The sequence below is a fragment of the Leucobacter celer subsp. astrifaciens genome (assembly GCF_001273835.1).
GTDB classification, from domain to species: domain Bacteria; phylum Actinomycetota; class Actinomycetes; order Actinomycetales; family Microbacteriaceae; genus Leucobacter; species Leucobacter celer.
The window spans coordinates 1-214 of the sequence record NZ_JHEI01000012.1 but is presented as its reverse complement, the minus strand read 5'-3'; the positions used below and the strand labels follow the sequence as shown (position 1 = coordinate 214).

General features: G+C 74.8%; 1 protein-coding gene. It reads left to right on the top strand.

Annotated elements, in window-relative coordinates; translation table 11 throughout:
* Positions 1-214, top strand: a 214-nt coding sequence (locus tag AMS65_RS20055; protein WP_394324709.1) for a hypothetical protein, incomplete at both ends; no start/stop codon positions are given.

The window sequence follows — 214 nt, the reverse complement described above, 5'->3', positions numbered from 1 at the left end:
GTGGGACGCGCCGGCGAGGGTTGCGACTGGCCGCCGCGGCTGCGCGCGGGTTGACGGAGTGGTCGGGAGCGCAAGCGGTGCTCGAGGGTGTGGCGGGCGATACCGGGCTCACGGCTTATCTCACCGTGCCCGACGGGGGGATGGCCACCTGCGTCGCGTGGGCGCGGGGCAGTGGCATCGATCTGCTCGAGCGGCGGCCCGGTCGATCGCTGCC